We start from the raw sequence: 16902 nt of genomic DNA on the forward strand, positions 1-16902 counted from the left end.
CAGTGGAGGGATACGTCCATGACTGAAGACCTCAAGCGAGCAGAGCCCTTCCAGATCACGATCCCGGCGGTGCGCACCGGGCCGGTCATCGGCGTGGGCCTGCTGATCATCGTGGTCTCGCTGGTGTTCCGGGCGAGCCTGCTCAGCAAGGCCTACTTCGTCGAGGACGACTTCCTCTTCGTGGCCGGGGCCGGCGACAGCGGGCCGACCTGGGAGTACCTGATGAGGGTGCACAAGGGGCACCTCATGCCATGCGCGCTCGGCCTGGTGTGGCTGCTCACGTCGGTGGCGCCGTACAGCTGGGCGCTGGTGTCGTTCGTGACCGTCGCGATCCAGGGGGCCGCCTCGGTCATGTTCCTGGTGCTGCTGCGGCGGCTGTTCGGCGACCGGGCGGCCGTGCTCGCCGCGCTGACCGTCTACGCCTTCGCGCCGCTCACCGCGCCCGCCATGAGCTGGTGGTCGGCCGCGCTCAACGCCGTGCCGTTGCAGCTCGCGCTGGTCGCGGCGCTGGCCGCGCACGTCCGGTACGTCCGCGAGGGCAAGGGCCGCTGGCGGGCCCTGGCCTGGACCGCCGTCGGGATGGCCTTCTCCACCAAGGGGGTGTTCATCCCGTTCGTGGTGCTCGGGGTGAGCAGCGCCTACCTCGGCCGGGGCCTGTGGGCCCGCGCCCTGCTCGCCGAGCTGCGCAGGCCCGTCTGGTGGGCGCACGGCCTGCTGCTGGCCGGGTACGCCCTGCTCTACTGGCTGCGCCGCGACACCGCCGGGGCCGACGCGCTGACCGGCCCGAAGGCCGAGGTGGTCCCCGGGCTGCTGCGCAGGCTGCTGGGCGAGACCTTCCCCACCGGGGCCGTCGGCGGTCCGCTGCGCTGGGGCGGTGTCACCTCGACCGGCGGGCTGGCCGACCCGGCCCCGGTCACCGTCGTCGTGGCGTGGGCGGTGCTCGCGGCGCTGGTCATGGTGACCTGCGTGTACCGCAGGCGGGCCTGGCGGGCGTGGGCGATCCTGGCGGCCTACGTGGTGGTCGCCGACGCGGTGCCCACCGTGATCGCGCGGGCCACCGCCTGGGACCTGGTCGGCGCCGAGACCCGGTACGTCGCCGACGCCGCCGTGCTCTTCGCGCTCTGCCTGGCGCTGGCCGTCATGCCGGTGGAGGACGAGCCCGACGTCGTCCGCAGGCCGGCGCCGTCGAGCATGCCGGCCGTCGGCGCCGGGCTGACCGCCGTGTTCCTCGTCGTGTCGCTGGTCTCGATCAACACCTTCGGCGACACGCTCACCGGCGACCGGGTCAGGACGTACCTGGAGAACGCCAGGACCTCGCTGGCCGCGGCGGCCGGGGACGCCGACATCTACGCGCGTCCCGTGCCGCCGGAGATCGTCCTGCCGTGGAACGGGGAGCGCCGGATGACCTCGTACGTGCTGGCGCCGCTGGTCGACGCCGAGACCCGGGAGCGCATGCGCGACCCGCGGCCGTCGTCGGAGCCGTACGTGCTGGACGACACGGGCAAGCTCGTCCTGGTGGGACGGGTGGCGCCGTTCTTCGACGCGGTCAAGGGGCGCAGGTGTTACCCGGCGGGCAAGGAGTTCCCCGTCGAGTCCTTCGGCGGGGCCGGCGTGGTGGTGGCCATGTCGTACGTCAGCCCGCAGCCCGTGCAGGTCGTGGTGGAGGTCGGCGAGGCCCAGCGGGCGGCCACGCTGCCCGCGACCGGCGCCATGGGCGCGCTGTTCTACGTGCCGCACGACGGGCCGGGCAAGGGCATGCGGATCACCGCGGCCGGGGCGCAGGGTCAGGCGTTCTGCCTCAGGGCGGTGGCCTTCGGCGAGCCGGGTCCGGCGGCGCGCTGAGGCACCAGGCGGACGAGCCGCCTGGCGGGTTCCTCGACGTAGCGGTGGGTGAGCCCGGCCATGGTGACGGTGATGGCGGTGACGGCGACCAGGTTGACCAGGAGGTTGCCGGTCCACGGCTTCTGTCCGGTGAAGTCGTACCAGAGGTAGAGGATGACGAACTGCCACAGGAAGACGCCGTAGGAGATCTGGCCCAGGTAGCTCATCACCCGTCCGCCGAGCAGCTCGCGCACCCGCGTGGACCGTCCGGGCTCCAGCGCGGCCGGGGCGACCAGGCAGAAGGCGACGAGCGTGTACAGGCCCTGCTCGTAGAACGCGGTCCAGATGCTGCCCAGGCCGACCGCGCGCGGCCCGGTGACCGGCGTCGAGGCGATGAGGTACGCCAGGCCCGCGATGACCCACAGCGTGCCCCAGGAGGAGGCCAGCGCGGCGCTCAGCCGCCGTGCGCGGCCGTCCTCGGCCCTGGCCCAGACGGTCAGCACGGCCAGCGCCATGCCGGGCACGAAGAACGTCCAGGAGCGCGGCAGCCAGATGTTCATCCAGGGCCGGTAGTCGGGGAAGTACTCGAAGACCGTGTACACGTACGACAGCGCGCCGAAGGCGGCCAGGCCGACGAGCAGCCGTCGGCCCCTGGTCCGCAGGTCGGGGTCGCCGCGCAGGGCGAACCTGCGCAGCACGGCCGCCATCAGCGGGAGCGTGAGGTAGAAGGTCAGCTCGACCGCGAGGCTCCACATCTGGCCCAGCCCCTTGGGGCCGAGGCCGTACCACCAGGGGGTGATGTCGTAGGTGTGCACGAGGAACAACATCTGCGCCCACGTCCAGGGGTCGGCCCGGTGCGCCTCGCCCCACAGCAGCAGCGCCACGGCGACCACCAGCCAGTACGCCGGCATGATCCGGAAGAAGCGTTTCCACAGGTAGCGGCGGGTGTCCGGGGCCCGGTCGCCGAGCAGCACCTGCGCCGCCCACGGCCGGTACAGCAGCAGGCCGGAGAGCGTGAAGAAGATCGGCACGCCGATCTCGCCCCTGGACAGCACGCCACCCAGGAACCCCGGGTCCAGGGCCGTCCCCGCCTCCATGGACACGTGGAAGAGCAGGACGGCGAAGGCGGCCACGGCGCGCACGCCGTCGAGCGAGGTCTGGTGTCCTGAGACCACCGGAACCCCGCTCGAAGTAGAACCTGTTTCGGTCACGTTTCCGCATCCCTGGTGACGTCGGTCACTCATCGCAATAACATACCGGCGAGTAGGTAGTTCGTTTCAGTACTTAACCACCCAAACGGGCGTCCGTGCACCTGCACACATGGAGGGTCCATGAACCGGGTCGTCGTTGGCAGCGTCCTCATCGCCGTCGGGGCATTCCTCATCGTTCTGGCTCCCCTGGTCCGTCTCCAGGTCGCGCCCGCCTTCATGGCCGCCAAGGGCGACCAGTACAGCATCAGCAAGCTGCACGCGACGGGCGCCCAGTACTTCAGCATCCCCGACGGCAAGGTGCTGACCGCCGACCTCGACATCATCGTGACCACCCGCGGTGACGTGAAGGAGGCCAGCGACGACCGCGTCGTCTGGGACGAGTTCACCGCCGTCAACGACGTCACCAACAGCAAGCCCGGCATCAACTTCAGCGAGCGGCGCAGCGCCTTCGACAAGCGCACCGGCGTCGGGCTCAACTGCTGCGGCGTCAGCATCGACAAGGCCCCCGTGCAGCTCCAGGGGCAGATCTACAAGTTCCCGTTCGACGTGGAGAAGAAGACCTACCTGGTGTTCAACGCCAGCGCGGGCAAGGCGTTCGACGCCAAGTTCGTCGGCGAGGAGCAGGTCGACGGGCTGGCCACGTACAAGTTCGAGCAGACCGTCCCCGAGACCAGGACGCAGACCCTGAACGCGCCCGCCGCCTGGTTCGGCATGGGCACCACGGGCGACGTGCAACTGAACCGGTTCTACTCCGGCACCGTCACCTACTGGATCGAGCCCACCACCGGCGCGCCCGTCAAGCAGGAGCAGGTCCGCAACGAGGTGCTCAAGAGCCAGGACGGCATCGAGCGCTCCAAGGCGTTCGTGGCCACCGCCAAGATGACCGACGACACGGTCAAGGGCCTGGTCGACAGCGCCGCCGACGGCAAGAGCCAGATCAACCTGATCAGGACCACGCTGCCGATCGTGCTCGGCGTGGTCGGGATCGTCCTCCTCCTGGGCGGCCTCCTGCTCGCCCTGCGCGGCCGCCGGTCCGCATGAGCCAGGGCGTGGTCGCCCGGCCCTGGTCGGCCGCGCCCGCGCTGGCCCTGGCCAGGGCCGCCCGGCCGCGCCAGTGGCTGAAGAACCTGCTCGTCCTGGCCGCACCCATGGCGGCCGGGGTGCTCGGGCAGCCGGACCGGCTGCTGTCGGCGCTGCTCGTCCTGGCCGCCTTCTGCCTGGCCGCCAGCGGCTCCTACCTGCTGAACGACGCTTCCGACGTCGAGGCCGACCGGCTGCACCCGCGCAAGCGCCGCCGTCCCGTCGCCTCCGGCGCGGTGTCGGTGCGCACGGCCCGGGTGGCGGGGGTCGTCCTGCTGGTCCTCGGGCCCGCGGTCGCCGCGCTCACCGGCGGCTGGCAGTCGCCCGCGGTCGTCGCCGGGTACGTCGCCCTGACCCTGGCCTACACGACGTGGCTCAAGCACCAGGAGGTCGTGGACCTCATCGCGGTCGCCGGATGCCACGTGATCAGGGCCTTCGCCGGGGCCGTCGCCGTCGGCGTACCGGTGACCGGCTGGTTCCTCGTGGTCGTCTCGCTGGCCGCGCTCCAGCTCGTGGCCGGCAAGCGCGAGGCCGAGCTGCGGTCGCGGGGCGTGTCGGGGACGCGGGCCACGCTCGCCGCGTACCCGGCCGCCTACCTGACGCAGGTGCGGATCATGGCGTCCGGGGCGATGATCGTCACGTACTGTCTGTGGGCGCTGAACGCGCACGAGAACCTGTTCTACGGGCTCAGCATCGTCCCGTTCCTGCTTCTGGTGCTCCGGCACAACCTGCTCGTCGAGCGGGGCGCCGGGGAGGAGCCCGAGGAGCTGGTGATCCGCGACCGGCACACCCTCGTCTTCGCCGCCGCACTGGTCGTCCTGGTGGGGCTGGGGATCTACGCATGAGCACGTTCCTCACCGGCTGGGGACGCACCTCGCCCAGCTCCGCCGAGCTGCGGCGTCCCCGCTCCCTGGCCGAGCTGCGCGACCTGGTCCTGGCCGCGCCGGGCCGCGGGGTCGTCGCCCGCGGGCTCGGCCGCTCGTACGGCGACGCCGCCCAGAACGCCGGCGGCCTCGTCCTGGACTGCACCGGCCTGGACACGTGGAGCTTCGACGAGCGCACCGGCGTCGTGACCGCGGCGGGCGGGGTCAGCCTGCACGAGGTGATGACGGCGCTCGTGCCCCGGGGCTGGTTCGTGCCCGTGAGCCCCGGGACCAGGCACGTCACGGTCGGCGGGGCCGTCGCGGCCGACGTGCACGGCAAGAACCACCACCGCGACTCCTCCTTCGGCGCGCACGTCCGCTCGCTCACCCTGGTGACCGCCGACGGCGCCGCCAGGGTGCTGCGTCCCGGCGAACCGCTCTTCCGGGCGACCGTCGGCGGCATGGGGCTGACCGGGGTGGTGGCCGAGGCGACGTTCGGCTGCGTGCCCGTGGAGACGTCCCTGATGCGGGTGGACGTCCGGCGCACCGCCGACCTGGACGAGACCCTCGACGTCATGGCCCGCACCGACGACCGCTACCGCTACACGGTCGCCTGGATCGACCTGCTCGCCCGGGGACGCCGGATGGGCCGCAGCGTGCTGACCAGGGGCGACCATGCGCCGCGCGACACGGAGAAGCCGCCGCCGGGCTTCGCGCCCGACGACGAGGACGCCCTGGCCTTCGCGCCGCGCGCGCGGCTGCACGCGCCGCCGTGGGCGCCGGACGGCCTGCTCAACGGGCTCAGCGTGCGGGCGTTCAACGAGCTCTGGTACCGCAGGGCGCCGCGGAGCGCGACCGTCACGCAGGGCATCGCGCCGTTCTTCCACCCGCTCGACTTCGTCGAGGGCTGGAACCGCATGTACGGCTCGCGCGGCTTCGTCCAGTACCAGTTCGTCGTGCCGTTCGGCGCGGAGGAGACGCTGCGCGGCATCGTCGGGGCGTTGTCGGCGCACGGGACGGTGTCGTTCCTGACCGTGCTCAAGCGGTTCGGTCCCGGTTCGGGCGGTCTGCTGTCCTTCCCCGTGCCCGGCTGGACCCTGGCCCTGGACATCCCGGCCGGTCAGCGCGGCCTGAGCGGGCTCCTGCGCGGCTTCGACGAGCGCGTCGCGCAGGCCGGGGGACGGGTGTACCTGGCCAAGGACGCCCGCCTGCGCGCCGACATGATGGCGGCGATGTACCCCGAACTGGAACGATGGCGGAGCATCAGGGACGAGGCCGACCCGGAGGGCCTGTTCCGCTCGGATCTGTCCAGGAGACTACGACTGTGACCACCGCTTCGCCCTCGACGGCCAGCGCCGCACTCGGGAGGGCCGCCGCTTCGCGCCCCGGGACCGTCGCTTCGGGCCGGAGGGCCTCGTGAGGAACGCGCTCGGGGCCGTGGACAGTGTGCTGCTGCTGGGCGGCCGGAGCGAGATCGGCCTGGAGATGGTCAGGCTGCTGGTCGGGCTGGGTGCGACCAGGGTCGTGCTGGCCGTCCGGGGCGAGCTCGCGCCGCCGGCCGACCTCGCCGCCGAGGTGCACGTCCTGCCGTTCGACGCGCTGGACGTGGGCTCGCACGCCGCCGTCCTCGACCGGGCCGTGGAGCTGGTGGGCGACCTCGACGTGGTGATCTCCGCGTTCGGCGTGCTCGGCAGCCAGGACGACTACGACGCCGACCCGGCCGCCGCCGCCGAGGCGGTCGCGGTCAACTACGGCGGCCACGTCTCGGTGGACCTGCACGCCGCCAGGGTCCTGCGCGAGCAGGGACACGGCACTCTCGTGGTGCTCTCGTCGGTGGCCGGCGCGCGGGTGCGCAAGGCCAACTTCGTCTACGGCTCGGCCAAGGCCGGGCTCGACGGGTTCGCGCAGGGGCTCGGCGACGCGCTGCACGGGTCGGGCGCGCGCGTGCTGATCGTCCGTCCCGGCTTCGTCGTCGGCCGGATGACCAAAGGGCTGCCGCCCGCGCCCCTGTCCTCGACGCCCCGCCAGGTGGCCCTGGCCGCCGTGCGCGCGCTGCGCGAGGGCGCGTCGTCGGTGTGGGTGCCGCGGGCGCTCGGCCCGGCGTTCGGCCTTCTGCGCCTGCTTCCGAGGCCGCTCTGGCGCCGGCTGCCGCGCTAGGACGCGTTCCACGCGTGGGAGCCGACCGACCAAAGGTTCTAGAGTAGAACGCGTTGCAGTTCGGCTGCGCCGCGGCTTATCGTCGGGCCATGCGGACACGTGTCACGGACATGTTCGGAATCGAGCTCCCGATCTTCGCGTTCAGCCACTGCCGGGACGTGGTCGCCGCGGTCAGCCGCGCGGGCGGCATGGGAGTGCTCGGCGCGCTCTATTTCACCCCGGAAGAGCTCGAAATGGAGCTCAAGTGGATCGACGACCACGTCGACGGCAAACCGTACGGGGTGGACGTGGTCATGCCCGCCTCCTACGAGGGCGCCGACTTCGCCCCCGAGGAACTGGTCGGCCGCCTGCAGGCGATGATCCCCGAAGGGCACCGCGCGTTCGTCGAGAACCTGCTGGGCAAGCACGGCGTCCCGGCGCTGTCGTCCGACGCCGACCCCGGCAGGGTCCTGCTCGGCTGGACCGACGCCACCGCCCGTCCCCAGGTCGAGGTCGCGCTCCGCCATCCCATCGCCCTGCTGGCCAACGCCCTCGGCCCGCCACCGGCCGACGTCGTGGACCTGGCCCACCGGCACGGCGTCAAGGTCGCCGCTCTCGCCTCGACCCCGCGCCACGCGCTCAAGCAGGTCGAGGTCGGCGTGGACGTCGTCGTCGCCCAGGGCACCGAGGCCGGCGGCCACACCGGCGAGATCTCGACCATGGTGCTCATCCCGCAGGTGGTGGACGCCGTGGACGTCCCCGTCCTCGCGGCGGGCGGCATCGGGAACGGCCGGCAGATGGCGGCCGGGCTGGCCCTGGGCGCGGAAGGCGTCTGGACCGGCTCCCTGTGGCTCACCGTCGAGGAGGCCGACACCCCCGAGATGGCGAAGCGCCGCATCCTGGAGGCCACCTCGCGCGACACCGTGCGCTCGCGGAGCTGGACCGGCAAGCCGGCCCGCCTGCTCAGGAACGAGTGGACCGAGGCGTGGGAGTCGCAGGAGTCGCCGGGCACGCTGCCGATGCCGCTGCAGTTCATGCTGGTCTCGGACGCGCTGCGCCGGATCGGCCGGTCGGACGCCTCCGAGCTGGCCACGTTCCCCGCCGGGCAGGTCATCGGCCTCACCAACCAGGTGCGCTCGACGAAGGACGTGGTGTTCGGGCTCGTGGAGGAGTACGCGGACGCCCTGGAACGCCTCGGCCGCATCACCGAGGACTGATCGTCCGGCTGTTACCGTGGGGACGTGTCGGTCTTATACGTGCCGTACCACCTCGATGAGCACCAGCCCGATCTCAACGTCCCGCTGCCCGGCGGCGTGCCCGTCGCCGAGTTCGCCGTGGAGCTGCCCGGAGCGGACGTCTGGTCGCGGCTCGGGCGGCTCTACGACGCCGTCGCCACCACAGTCGAGCGGGCCGTGCGGGCGGGGGAGAGGCCCGTCGTGGTCTCCGGCGACTGCACGGTGTCGATCGGCATGACGGCGGGCCTGCAACGAGCAGGGCTCGACCCCTCGATCGTCTGGATCGACGCCCACGGCGACCTCCAGACGCCGGAGACGACCACGTCGGGCTATCTCGGCGGCATGGCGCTGCGCTTCCTCCTCGGCTACCGCCCCCGCGACGTGGCCGGCCGCCTGGCCCTGCGTCCGCCGCCAGAGGACCGCGTGCTCCTCGTCGACGCCCGCGACCTCGACCCGCCCGAGGCCGGCTACCTGGCCTCGTCGGGCGTGACCCGGGCGGGCCTCGACGAGGTGACGTCCGAGAGCCTGCCGCCCGGCCCTCTCCTGCTCAACCTGGACCTGGACGTCCTCGACCCGTCCTGCCTGCCCGGCCTGCGCTACCCGGCGGCCGGCGGGCCCGACGTCCCGGCGCTGCTGCGGGCCGTACGGGTGGTGCTGGGCAGCGGCCGGCTCGCCGCGCTCAATCTCGCCTGCACGTGGCACCCGGGCCGGGACGACCCCGGCGGCGTCCGCGAGCGCCTGGTCGCGGCGATCCTCGCCGACCTGCGGGACAGCGCGGGCTGACCCGCAGGTCGTGCCTCCCGGCGTGAGGTTCCCCGTCAGTCGAACATGCCGGGCACGTAGTCGCCCGCGGGCTGCTGGGTGACGACGTTCACCCGGTTGAAGGCGTTGATGAGGGCGATCAGGCACACGAGCGCCCCGAGCTGCTCCTCGTCGTAGTGCTTGGCGGCGTTCGCCCAGACCTCGTCCGGGACGCCGCCGGCGGCGTCGGCGATGCGGGTGCCGTGCTCGGCCAGCTCCAGCGCGGCCCGCTCGGCCTCGGTGAACACCTTGGCCTCCCGCCAGGCGGCGACCAGGTTGAGCCGGATCGGGGTCTCCCCGGCGTGCGCGGCGTCCTTGGTGTGCATGTCGGTGCAGAAGCCGCAGCCGTTGATCTGGCTGGCCCGGATCTTCACCAGCTCCTGCGTCGCGAGGGGGAGAGCCGAGTCCATGATCACCTTGTTGGACGTGATGAGGTGCTTGAGGACCTTGGCCGTGATCTGGTTCTGGAAGAGGTTCATGCGAGCTTCCATGACGCGCTCCTTGCCGTGGCTGATTGCTTCCACCTCTCCGACGGGACAGCCCGGCCGCACGTGACAGGAATGGATGTGACGTGCGTCTCTCCGTGTGCCGGGGTCAGTGGCCCTCGTACCGGGAAGGGCGCTTCTCGCGGAACGCCCGGGTGCCCTCCTTGGCGTCCTCCGAGCCGATCACCGGCCAGCCCAGCTCGTCCGACACCTTCAGGGCCTCCGGCTCCGGCATGCCCAGCGTGTCCCGGTACGTCCGCAGAATGGCCTGCACCGCCAACGGCCCGGAACCGGCGATGTCCTCGGCCAGCTCACGAGCCGTCGCCAGCGCCTGGCCGTCCGGCACGACCCGGTTGACCAGGCCCATCGCCAGGGCCTCGGCGGCGGTGACGGAACGGCCGGTGAGCAGCAGGTCCATGGCGTGGCAGTACGGGATCTGGCGCGGCAGCCGGATCGCGCTGCCGCCCATCGGGAAGAGCGCACGTTTGGCCTCGAAGAGCCCCAGGGTGGCCGATTCCGCCACCACCCTCAGATCGGTGCCGACCAGCAACTCCGTGCCACCGGCCACCGCGTGACCCTCGACGGCGCTGATGATCGGCTTCGTCGGCAGGTCCTCCCTCAGAAGCCCTTTCCAGTGGAAATTCGGGATCTGGGCGGCCCTTGCCTGGACGTCCGGATCGGTCGAGGGTTGGCCCATGGCCTTGAGGTCGGCCCCGGCGCAGAACGTCCCCTCCGCCCCGGTCAGGATCGCGACCCGGATCGAGGGCTCGGCCGACGCGTACGCCCAGGCCGAGGCCAGTCCGATCAGCATGTCCGAGGAGAGGGCGTTGCGGGCCTCCGGCCGGTTCATCGTGACGGTCAGGACGTGGCCGTCGCGTTCCACCCGGCAGTGCGGGGTGCTGATCGGCAGAAGCTCCATGTACGCCTCCCTAGTCCCAGAAGCTACAGAATCAAGCGCTTGCTACGGACTTTACCCGCGGGATACGCTCCGCACAGCAAACGAGAACAAGTTCCTGTTTTGCTACGCCTGAGCTGAGGAGATCAGATGGGCACGCTCGGTTTCTGGAGGCTGGCGCAGGCGGATCCCGAGTGGATCGCGGCCGTCGACCCCGACGGCACGGAGCACCGCGCGGGTGACCTCCTGGCCCGCTCGAACCGCCTCGTCCACGGATTACGCGAGCTCGGCCTCCAGCCGGGCGACGGCATCTGCGGCCTGGTGCCGAACGGCGCGGACGGCCTCGTCCTCTATCTGGCCGCGCTCCAGGCGGGCTGGTACTACACGCCGATCAACTGGCACCTGACCGGCCCGGAGATCGCCTACATCGTGTCCGACAGCGAGGCCAAGGCGTTCTTCGTCCATCCCCGCTTCCTCCAGGAAGGCTCCAGGGGAGCCGAGGCGATCGAGCCGCACCGCCGCTTCCTCCTCGGGGACGGCCGGCAGGACGGCTTCCGCCCGGCGGACGACCTGACCGGCGGGCAGCCGGACACCGCGCCGCCCGACCGCACGGCCGGCGCCACCATGCACTACACCTCGGGCACCACCGGCAGGCCCAAGGGCGTCAGGCGCACGCTGAGCGGCCTCGACCCCGACGACGGCGCCGAGCTGATGACCTTCCTGCTCGGCCTGTTCGGCATCACGGCCGGACCGCCCAACGCGCACCTGGTCACCTCGCCGAGCTACCACACCGCCGTCACCCAGTTCGGCGGCAGCGCCCTGCACATGGGCCACACCCTCGTCTACATGGACAAGTGGGACGCCGAGGAGACGCTCCGGCTGTGCGAGCGCTACCGCGTCACGAACTCCCACCTGGTCCCCACGCACTTCAAGCGCCTGCTCGCGCTCCCCGAGGCCACCAGGGCCAAGTACGACCTGTCCTCGCTCAAGTGGATGATCCATGCCGCTGCCCCCTGCCCGGTCCCGGTCAAATGGGCGATGTTCGAGTGGTGGGGCGACTGCATCTACGAGTACTACGCGGCCACCGAGGGAGGCGGCACCCTGGCCACGCCCGAGGGCTGGAAGTCGCACCCGGGCACGGTCGGCTCCGCCTGGCCCATCAGCGAGCTGCTGATCGCGGACGACCAGGGCGAACCCGTCCCGACCGGCACGCCGGGGACGATCTACATGAAGATGATGGGCGTGCCCTTCGAGTACAAGGGCGACCCCGCCAAGACCGCCGCGAACCGGCTCAAGGACTACTTCACGGTCGGCGACATCGGATATCTGGACGAGGACGGCTTCCTCTTCCTCTGCGACCGCAAGGCCGACATGATCATCTCCGGCGGGACGAACATCTACCCGGCCGAGATCGAGAACGAGCTCATGGTCCATCCCAAGGTCGCGGACGTGGCCGTGTTCGGCATCCCGGACGAGGAGTGGGGCGAGCAGATCAAGGCGGTCGTCGAGCCCGCGCCGGGCGTGCCGCCGGGGCCCGGGCTCGCCGCCGAGCTGATCGCCTCACTGGAGGGCCGCCTGGCCCGGATGAAGTGGCCCAAGAGCATCGACTTCATCGCCGAGATGCCCCGCGAGCCCAACGGCAAGCTGCTCAAACGCAAGCTCCGCGCACCGTACTGGGAGGGTCACGACCGTGCCATCTGACGACCCGCTGGTCGCCCAGCATGTCCTGGAGTTCCCCGGCGGCTACACCCGGACGACCGGGCCGGTGATCGGGCGTTTCCTCACCGAGTTACGCGGCCGCCGCATCGTCGGAGTACGTACGAAAGAGGGCAAGGTCCTCGTGCCGCCCCTCGAATACGACCCCGCCACCGGCGAACCCGTCACCTGCGAGTACGTCGAGGTCGGCCCGGCCGGCACGGTCACCTCCTGGGCCTGGGTGCCCGAGCCCCTGGCGAACCACCCGCTCGACCAGCCCTTCGCCTGGGCCACGATCCTGCTGGACGGCGCCGACACCGCGCTCGTGCACGCCGTCGCCGCCGACAACCCCAAGGCGTTGTCGAAGGGCTCCCGCGTCTGGCCGGTGTGGCGCGACCGGCCCACCGGCCACATCACCGACATCGCCCACTTCGCGCCCGAGGTCACGAAGATCGTGTCCAACGTCCGCGCCGAGTACCGCCTCCAGGCGGGCGGCTCGCTCCGCGTCTTCCTGGAGGGCGTCGAGCGCGGCGTCTTCCTCGGCGGACGCTGCGAGCAGTGCGACCAGGTGTACGTGCCCTACCGGATGTCCTGCCCTCAATGCGGAGGTCTCATCCCGGAGACGCTCGAACTCCCCGACACCGGGACGATCACCACGTTCGCCATCAACAACCTGCCGGATCCGCGCGCTCCGGAAGTGCCGTTCGTCTCCGCCTACATCCTGCTCGACCACGCCGACATCCCCATGATCGCGCTCATCGGCGACGTACCCGCGCACGAGGTGCGTCAGGGCATGCGGGTCAGGGCCGTCTGGGTGCCCGAGGAGGAGCGGAGCAAGTCCATGGCGAACATCCGCTGGTTCGCCCCCACCGGCGAGCCCGACGTGGAGCTGTCATGAGAGAGGTCGCGATCGTCGCGTTCGCGCAGACCGTCCATACCGACCACGACACCGGGCTCACCGAGCCCGAGCTGATCCTGCCCGTGATCAGCGAGGTCAAGGAGCGGACCGGGCTGACCAGGTTCGGCTTCACCTGCTCGGGAAGCTGCGACTACCTGGCCGGGGCCCCGTTCTCGTTCGTCAGCGCCCTCGACGCGCTCGGCGCCTGGCCGCCCGTCTCCGAGAGCCACGTCGAGATGGACGGCGCCTGGGCCCTGTACGAGGCGTGGGTCCGCCTCCAGCACGGCGACATCGACTCGGCCCTGGTCTACGGCTTCGGCAAGTCGTCGCTCGGCGACCTCCGCACGATCATGACCCTCCAGCTCGACCCCTACTACCTGGAACCCCTCGGTCTCGACCAGCTCTCCCTGGCCGCACTCCAGGCGAACGCGCTCGACGCGGACAGGAAGCACCTCGACGAGATCGTCCGCAGGTCCAGGGCGGACGGCAGAAGCAACCCGTACGCGCTCGACCTGCCCGAACCGGACGGCGAGGACGTCGCCGTCGAACCCCTCAGAAGAACGGACGTGCCGCCCATCACGGACGGCGCGGCGGCGATCGTGCTCGCCACGGACGAACTGGCCCGCCGGCTCACCAGCCGTCCCGCCTTCATCAGGGGCATCGCCCATCGCATCGAGCCCCACTACCTGGGCATGCGGGACCTGGCCCGCTCGGCCTCCGCCGCCGACGCCGCCCGAGCCGCCGGGGTCGGCAAGGGCCCGGTCGAGGTGGCCGAACTGCACGCCCAGTTCCCCCACGAGGAGCTGATCCTGCGCGAGGCGCTCGAACTGGGCGGCGACACGGTGATCAACCCCTCCGGCGGCCCGCTCGCCGCCAACCCCGTCATGGCCACGGGGCTCATCCGCATCGGCGAGGCCGCGCGGCGCATCCTGGACGGCGGCGCGAGCCGCACCGTCGGGCACGCCGCCGGCGGCCCCTGTCTTCAGCACAACCTCGTCACGGTCCTGGAGGCGTGAATCATGGGCAACCGGTGCGCGGTGATCGGGGTCGGGCAGACGCACTACACCACCAAGCGCAGGGACGTCTCCATCGCGGGCCTGGTCCGCGAGGCGGCGCTGCGGGCCCTGGAGGACGCGGGGCTGACGTTCAAGGACATCGACGCCGTCGTGGTCGGCAAGGCTCCCGACCTGTTCGAGGGCGTGATGATGCCCGAGGCGTACCTGGCCGACGCGCTCGGCGCGGCGGGCAAGCCGATGATGCGGGTGCACACCGCGGGCAGCGTCGGCGGCTCGACGGCGCTGGTCGGCGCGAGCCTCATCCAGGGCGGCGTGCACGAACGGGTGCTCGTCGTGGCCTTCGAGAAGCAGTCGGAGTCCAACGCCACCTGGGCGCTCTCCACCCACCTGCCCTTCAGCGCGTCGCTCGTGGTCGGCGCGGGCGGCTACTTCGCGCCGCACATCCGCGAGTACATGCGCAGGTCGGGCGCGCCAGGCCACGTCGGCACGCTGGTCGCCGTCAAGGACCGGCTGAACGCGCTGAAGAACCCCTACGCCCACCTCAGGATCCCCGGCATCGACCAGAAGATGGTCGAGTCCACGCCGATGCTCTGGGAGCCGATCCGCTACCTGGAGACCTGCCCGTCCAGCGACGGCGCCTGCGCGATGGTCCTGGCCGCCGAGCACAAGGTCACCGGCACCCCCGCCTGGGTGCACGGCACCGCCATGCGCTCGGAGCCCATCTTCCGGGCCGGCCGCGACACCGTCAGCCCCCAGGGCGGCAAGGACTGCGCCGCCGACGTCTACCGCCAGGCCGGCGTCACCGACCCGCGCCGCGAGATCGACGTGGCCGAGGTGTACGTGCCCTTCTCCTGGTACGAGCCGATGTGGCTGGAGAACCTCGGGTTCGCGGCGGAAGGTGAGGGCTGGAAGCTGACCGAGTCCGGCGCCACCGCCCTCGACGGCGACATCCCGTGGAACGCCTCGGGCGGCGTGCTGTCCAGCAACCCGATCGGGGCCTCGGGGCTGATCAGGTTCGCCGAGGCCGCCCTCCAGGTCCGCGGCCAGGCCGGCGAGCACCAGGTGGACGGCGCCCGCACGGCGCTCGGCCACGCCTACGGCGGCGGAGCCCAGTTCTTCGCGATGTGGATCGTCGGACGGGAGAAGCCCTGATGGAGTTCAACCACGCGGACCTGTTCGAGGCGCTCGCCGACGCGATCGGGGACCGCACCGCCGTCATCTGCGGCGCCGACCGGCGCACCTACGCCGAGCTGGACGCCGAGGCCAACCGGCTCGCCCACTACCTGACCGACCTGGGCGTCGGGCCGGGCCAGCACGTCGGGCTGCACCTGTACAACGGCGTGGAGTACCTGGCCGGGCTGCTGGCCGCGCTCAAGATCCGGGCCGTGCCGATCAACGTCAACTACCGGTACGTCGAGGCCGAGCTGCTCTACCTCTACCAGGACGCCGACCTGCGCGCGCTGGTCTACGACGTCGAGTTCGACCCGCGCGTGGCCGCCGTCGCGCACCAGGCGCCGCTGCTGGAACATCTGATCGCGGTCGGGGGCGAGTCGTCGATCGCCTCCGCGGTGCCGTACGCGGCGGCGCTGGAGCGCGGCAAGCCGGAGCGCGGCTTCGCCCCGCGCACCGGCCAGGACGTCTACATCATCTACACCGGCGGCACCACCGGCATGCCCAAGGGCGCGATGTGGCACGTCGAGGACCTGTTCATGGCCTTCGGCGGCGGCAACCCGTACGGCGACCCGCGCGCCACGCCGCAGGAGGTCGTGGACGAAGCCGTCAAGGCCGGCCCGATGGTCATGATGGCCACTTCGCCGCTCATGCACGGGGCCGCGCAGATGGCCACGTTCATCAGCTGGTGGGCGGGTGGCACGATGGTGCTCGTCCCCAGGTTCGACGCCGGGGAGGTGTGGCGGGCGGTCGAACGCGAGCGCGTGCTCACCGTCAGCATCACGGGCGACGCCATGGCCCGGCCGCTGGCCGAGGCGCTGGAGACGGGCACGTACGACCTGTCGTCGCTGTTCGTGGTCAGCTCGACCGGCGCGATCCTGAGCGGCGCGGTCCGTGACCGGCTCCAGAGCCTGCTGCCCGCCGTCATGATCGTGGACAGCTTCGGCTCGACGGAGTCCGGCTACACCGCCTCCGCGCTGCCCGGCTCCACGCCCGAGACCGGGCTGCGCTACCAGCCCAACCCGTCGGCCAGGATCAGCGTCCTGGACGAGCGGGGACGTCCCGTTCCGCCGGGTTCGGGGCAGATGGGGACGGTGGCCAGGTCGGGACGGGTGGCGTTCGGCTACTACAACGACCCGGACAAGTCGGCACGCACGTTCGTCACCGACCCCGACGGCACCCGCTGGCTGCTCACCGGCGACCTGGCGACCGTGGACGCCGACGGCACCGTGCACGTGTTCGGCCGGGGCTCGCAGTGCATCAACACCGGGGGCGAGAAGGTGTTCCCGGAGGAGGTCGAGGCCGTGCTCAAGGGGCATCCGGCCGTGTTCGACGCGGTGGTGACCGGTGTGCCGGACGACCGGTGGGGGAGCAGGGTGGCGGCCGTGGTCGAGCCGCGCCCCGGCGTCGAGCTGACCGCCGCCGAGCTGGACGTCCACTGCCGGGCGTCGTTGTCGGGGTACAAGGTGCCGCGTTCGTACGCGTTCGTGGAGGAGATGGTGCGCTCCCCTGCCGGCAAGGCCGACTACCGCTGGGCCAGACAAACCGCCGAGTCCGCCACCACCCCCTGACCGTCCCTCCCTAGGGCGCGGCGCC

Annotated in this window: 15 protein-coding genes; 12 read left to right on the plus strand and 3 right to left on the minus strand. The window is 71.7% G+C overall.

From position 1 onward, the window contains the following. The first annotated feature begins 18 nt into the window (after positions 1-18). Entirely contained in the window at positions 19-1842 is a 1824-nt protein-coding gene (locus ACIA8R_RS25200; RefSeq protein WP_397040659.1) for an ArnT family glycosyltransferase, read from the plus strand. Here ACIA8R_RS25200 and ACIA8R_RS25205 read toward each other — a convergent pair. Next, positions 1785-3032: an acyltransferase gene (locus ACIA8R_RS25205; RefSeq protein ID WP_364086514.1), complete on the minus strand. Its 1248-nt coding sequence runs from the start codon at positions 3030-3032 to the stop codon at positions 1785-1787. The two genes, ACIA8R_RS25200 and ACIA8R_RS25205, sit on opposite strands and share 58 nt — an antisense overlap. A gap of 120 nt (positions 3033-3152) precedes the next feature. On the opposite strand from ACIA8R_RS25205, the gene ACIA8R_RS25210 reads away from it, so the two are divergent. The 6 genes from ACIA8R_RS25210 (at position 3153) to ACIA8R_RS25235 (ending at position 9129) form a co-directional block, all read left to right on the plus strand. Further along, positions 3153-4073 carry a DUF3068 domain-containing protein gene (locus ACIA8R_RS25210; RefSeq protein ID WP_364086516.1) on the plus strand — a complete coding sequence of 307 codons (921 nt, stop codon included), beginning with the start codon at positions 3153-3155 and terminating at the stop codon, positions 4071-4073. Continuing rightward, entirely contained in the window at positions 4070-4957 is an 888-nt protein-coding gene (locus ACIA8R_RS25215; protein ID WP_397040661.1) for a decaprenyl-phosphate phosphoribosyltransferase, read from the plus strand. Before ACIA8R_RS25210 ends, ACIA8R_RS25215 begins: the two co-directional genes overlap by 4 nt. Then, complete coding sequence (locus ACIA8R_RS25220; protein WP_397040663.1) at positions 4954-6303, plus strand: FAD-binding protein; 1350 nt, start codon at positions 4954-4956, stop codon at positions 6301-6303. The genes ACIA8R_RS25215 and ACIA8R_RS25220 overlap by 4 nt, the downstream gene beginning before the upstream one ends. A gap of 88 nt (positions 6304-6391) precedes the next feature. After that, positions 6392-7132 (plus strand): SDR family NAD(P)-dependent oxidoreductase, encoded by a 741-nt coding sequence (locus ACIA8R_RS25225; protein ID WP_364086522.1) that lies wholly within the window; start codon positions 6392-6394, stop codon positions 7130-7132. A gap of 89 nt (positions 7133-7221) precedes the next feature. Next, positions 7222-8328, plus strand: a complete 1107-nt coding sequence (locus tag ACIA8R_RS25230; protein ID WP_357702936.1) for a nitronate monooxygenase family protein — start codon at positions 7222-7224, stop codon at positions 8326-8328. A gap of 24 nt (positions 8329-8352) precedes the next feature. After that, complete coding sequence (locus tag ACIA8R_RS25235) at positions 8353-9129, plus strand: arginase family protein (RefSeq protein WP_397040665.1); 777 nt, start codon at positions 8353-8355, stop codon at positions 9127-9129. Positions 9130-9164: 35 nt separating this feature from the next. Here the strand turns inward: ACIA8R_RS25235 and ACIA8R_RS25240 are convergent, their stop codons facing one another. Both ACIA8R_RS25240 and ACIA8R_RS25245 read right to left on the minus strand, forming a co-directional pair. Continuing rightward, complete coding sequence (locus ACIA8R_RS25240) at positions 9165-9638, minus strand: carboxymuconolactone decarboxylase family protein (RefSeq protein WP_357702933.1); 474 nt, start codon at positions 9636-9638, stop codon at positions 9165-9167. A gap of 103 nt (positions 9639-9741) precedes the next feature. Beyond that, positions 9742-10551 carry a crotonase/enoyl-CoA hydratase family protein gene (locus ACIA8R_RS25245; protein ID WP_397040667.1) on the minus strand — a complete coding sequence of 270 codons (810 nt, stop codon included), beginning with the start codon at positions 10549-10551 and terminating at the stop codon, positions 9742-9744. Between the two features lie 126 nt (positions 10552-10677). On the opposite strand from ACIA8R_RS25245, the gene ACIA8R_RS25250 reads away from it, so the two are divergent. Genes ACIA8R_RS25250 through ACIA8R_RS25270 form a run of 5 tightly spaced genes read left to right on the plus strand, consistent with a single transcriptional unit; the run spans position 10678 to position 16877 of the window. Then, a complete protein-coding gene (locus tag ACIA8R_RS25250) occupies positions 10678-12228 on the plus strand; it encodes an acyl-CoA synthetase (RefSeq protein ID WP_364086530.1) in 1551 nt (516 codons plus the stop codon). Next, positions 12218-13120 (plus strand): OB-fold domain-containing protein, encoded by a 903-nt coding sequence (locus ACIA8R_RS25255; RefSeq protein ID WP_364086532.1) that lies wholly within the window; start codon positions 12218-12220, stop codon positions 13118-13120. The genes ACIA8R_RS25250 and ACIA8R_RS25255 overlap by 11 nt, the downstream gene beginning before the upstream one ends. Further along, on the plus strand, positions 13117-14136 hold the full coding sequence (locus ACIA8R_RS25260) for a thiolase domain-containing protein (protein ID WP_397040670.1): 1020 nt from the start codon (positions 13117-13119) through the stop codon (positions 14134-14136). Before ACIA8R_RS25255 ends, ACIA8R_RS25260 begins: the two co-directional genes overlap by 4 nt. Positions 14137-14139: 3 nt before the next feature. After that, the gene (locus ACIA8R_RS25265; RefSeq protein ID WP_357702923.1) at positions 14140-15288 is read left to right on the plus strand and encodes a thiolase domain-containing protein; all 1149 of its coding nucleotides are present in this window, start codon (positions 14140-14142) and stop codon (positions 15286-15288) included. Further along, positions 15288-16877 carry an acyl-CoA synthetase gene (locus ACIA8R_RS25270; RefSeq protein WP_397040672.1) on the plus strand — a complete coding sequence of 530 codons (1590 nt, stop codon included), beginning with the start codon at positions 15288-15290 and terminating at the stop codon, positions 16875-16877. Before ACIA8R_RS25265 ends, ACIA8R_RS25270 begins: the two co-directional genes overlap by 1 nt. The last annotated feature ends 25 nt before the right edge of the window (positions 16878-16902 follow it).

The organism is Nonomuraea sp. NPDC051191 (assembly GCF_044455665.1).
Taxonomy (GTDB): Bacteria; Actinomycetota; Actinomycetes; order Streptosporangiales; family Streptosporangiaceae; genus Nonomuraea.

Bases quoted from the DNA above. Each gene is read 5' to 3' on its own strand.
- ACIA8R_RS25230 (WP_357702936.1), top strand. From the start codon at position 7,222: ATGCGGACACGTGTCACGGACATGTTCGGAATCGAGCTCCCGATCTTC.
- ACIA8R_RS25215 (WP_397040661.1), top strand. From the start codon at position 4,070: ATGAGCCAGGGCGTGGTCGCCCGGCCCTGGTCGGCCGCGCCCGCGCTG.
- ACIA8R_RS25220 (WP_397040663.1), top strand. From the start codon at position 4,954: ATGAGCACGTTCCTCACCGGCTGGGGACGCACCTCGCCCAGCTCCGCC.
- ACIA8R_RS25240 (WP_357702933.1), bottom strand. From the start codon at position 9,638: ATGGAAGCTCGCATGAACCTCTTCCAGAACCAGATCACGGCCAAGGTC.
- ACIA8R_RS25260 (WP_397040670.1), top strand. From the start codon at position 13,117: ATGAGAGAGGTCGCGATCGTCGCGTTCGCGCAGACCGTCCATACCGAC.
- ACIA8R_RS25200 (WP_397040659.1), top strand. From the start codon at position 19: ATGACTGAAGACCTCAAGCGAGCAGAGCCCTTCCAGATCACGATCCCG.
- ACIA8R_RS25250 (WP_364086530.1), top strand. From the start codon at position 10,678: ATGGGCACGCTCGGTTTCTGGAGGCTGGCGCAGGCGGATCCCGAGTGG.
- ACIA8R_RS25245 (WP_397040667.1), bottom strand. From the start codon at position 10,551: ATGGAGCTTCTGCCGATCAGCACCCCGCACTGCCGGGTGGAACGCGAC.
- ACIA8R_RS25270 (WP_397040672.1), top strand. From the start codon at position 15,288: ATGGAGTTCAACCACGCGGACCTGTTCGAGGCGCTCGCCGACGCGATC.
- ACIA8R_RS25265 (WP_357702923.1), top strand. From the start codon at position 14,140: ATGGGCAACCGGTGCGCGGTGATCGGGGTCGGGCAGACGCACTACACC.
- ACIA8R_RS25210 (WP_364086516.1), top strand. From the start codon at position 3,153: ATGAACCGGGTCGTCGTTGGCAGCGTCCTCATCGCCGTCGGGGCATTC.